The sequence below is a fragment of the Bartonella sp. AP331QHHD genome, from assembly GCF_042195905.1.
Classification (GTDB): Bacteria; Pseudomonadota; Alphaproteobacteria; order Rhizobiales; family Rhizobiaceae; genus Bartonella.
On sequence record NZ_JBHIPG010000013.1, the window covers coordinates 1 to 2,338 of the forward strand.

1 protein-coding gene is annotated in these 2,338 nt (G+C 45.9%); it reads right to left on the reverse strand.

Going from position 1 to position 2,338, the window contains the following annotated elements; genetic code table 11:
- Positions 1 to 2,282, reverse strand: a 2,282-nt coding sequence (locus ACFIMS_RS01520) for a DUF4815 domain-containing protein (protein ID WP_375696316.1), incomplete at its 3' end; no start/stop codon positions are given.
- Positions 2,283 to 2,338: the final 56 nt, after the last annotated feature.

Below are 2,338 nucleotides of genomic sequence, written 5' to 3' on the forward strand. Positions count from 1 at the left end.
GCTTGAATATCGGCGGTAGGATAGCCGTTTTCTGTAGTGACCAAATCAATCACCAAATCATGGTTCTCATTACCGATTTTGCAAAGATGAAAGTCAATACCGGTGATTTGCCGTGTTTCATCGGGGGTAAAAACTTGCGCTTGTGGGTCCACTTGCGTCCATATCTTCACCGTGGTGGTGCGCCGCATCACTTTCACATCAATCAGACCTTGACCGGTAAAAAGCCCCGTTGCAATGGTTCCACCTTTTCCCCTTGCCACAACGTTTTTTGTGCCAGCCGTAATATTTTGTGGAATCGTGAAAGCGCCCTCAAGGGTGCCCTTGCTATCGGCAATAAGGAGACTCTTTGGTAAAACATTCACACCATCAAAGGTAAGACTTTCCAAGATTTCGCTACTGCCAAAACCTTCAATTTTAAAGTGAAGGGTAATTTGTCTTAAAAAGTCGATTTGTTCTTGGTGTGTGTTGATGAAATTATCGCTTACTTCTGTTCTACGTATGGTACTGCCGCGATGTTTTCCCATAATGATTTGATTGGTGATACCCGAGAGCCAATCGGTGCGTTGTTCATGCCAAAAGTCTGTTGCGGGTTCAAGGGTTACTGTACCAGGCAGGGGTGCAAAATTTTGATAAGGATTGATTTTTTCGCAAGCCGTTGTCAACTCTTGCGCAATGATCACTTCATTTGTCCAGTCAAGGGTGACAGGCGCTGTAAGATTAGCGGTGTAAAAGGTTGGATCAATGGCAAGCTGTAAAATGCCGTTGCCTACAGCACCTGTTTGTTGAAAGCCTTCATCTCTGTAACTATCATCAAGAAAAGGGTCTGCAAACATGCCCTTTTTGGCAACAGGTTCTTTAGAGTCAACATTGCTTTTAATACGCTCTAATTGCATCAATCGATCAAGCGAAAGCACTCGTTGAAAATAGCGCCACATTTCATCATAGGGGGCAACACGGGTGCCATCATTAACCACAACCGGCGTTTCAAGCCAATTGTTGGTAATGGTTGCAAGGGACAACACATCATCAGGGACACTGGGTGCCATGGGATGATCTACTGAGATACCTTTGATGTAAACCACATTGCCCCCTGTGTTCAGTCCTATGCGGTCAATGCGGGGGAGTTTGTAAGTGTAACTGACGATAATATCACCACCTTGCGCCCCACCTGAGACAGTGATTTCCTGCGCTGTTACTTTATCAGCCGTGATTTTTGCGCGATAGCGGTAAGTCACCTTATAGCTGCTCCCTGCTAAAGGTTCGTCTCCCACCGGTGCCCAATCAATGGTGTCTCCTGTTTTTTTAAAATCTGTGCCTTCTTTAAATTCCTTGCTTCCTTGAACGATTTTGATAAACGCGGTGATGCTTTTATCAGGAACACCATCACGCCCAGCGGCAACGGCACCACGGGTGACGTTAACGGTTTTTTCTTTTGTCAACAAAAGAGACTGAATATCGGCAATAGGAAAATAATAGGGTTTAAAGGTGAAACTTGTTTTCCCTTTTGGGGGCGCAAAAATATGCGTTTCGCTAGGAACAACGCTTGTCGAAAAGTCCTCGAGTTCTTCATGACGCAAAGCCGCTAAGCGTTTGCGTTTAAAGCCATTGATATTGGCTTCTCCTTCTTGAATACTAAACACTTGGCAACCGTTATTGGCTCCCAATGCGCTCACACGGCAGCCACTCACGATATAATGCCCATGGGCGCGGTCGTACGTCGCAATAGCTTGCATGGCGGGTTCAAGCAGTGAGGGCGATTTTTGATCAATCAGAACACCATCTTGTAAAATATAAACCGGAAAGAAAGTGCCATTCTGCGCATCCTCTTTCAGTGCCCAAACAAGCTGTGCTGTTTCGCGTGCCGCTCCGGGCTCTCCTTCTGCTAAGGTACCAGGGACTTGCCCCAAGAGCTCTGGATCATCTTCGTGTGTTATCCATTTTTTTTGCAGCTTCACACCAATTTCCAAGCGCCCAATCATGGCAACATTGTTGAGTACAGCTGGTGCAACGGGGAAAATATCGCCGGCAATATAAATCTTGCCATCCGTTAAAGTGACGGTCTTTGTCTCTTTGTTGACAAAAGCATCAGCCCGTTCAACGCGGTCTCCTTCTTTTGCCACAAGGCGCCCCAAGCGGTCATGCCGCCCCCTTATAATGGTTTGAACCTCATTGAGTTCACCACTTTGAATAAAGGGACGCGTGCCATAAAACACCACGCTTTGTTGTTCCTCTTTGCCGCGAGATCTGTCAATTGCAAAGGGTAAACCACTTTCATGCTTCATATTAAAACCTCAATAAAATCTTGAATTGTTCGCGAACATCGGCACGCAAAGGAATA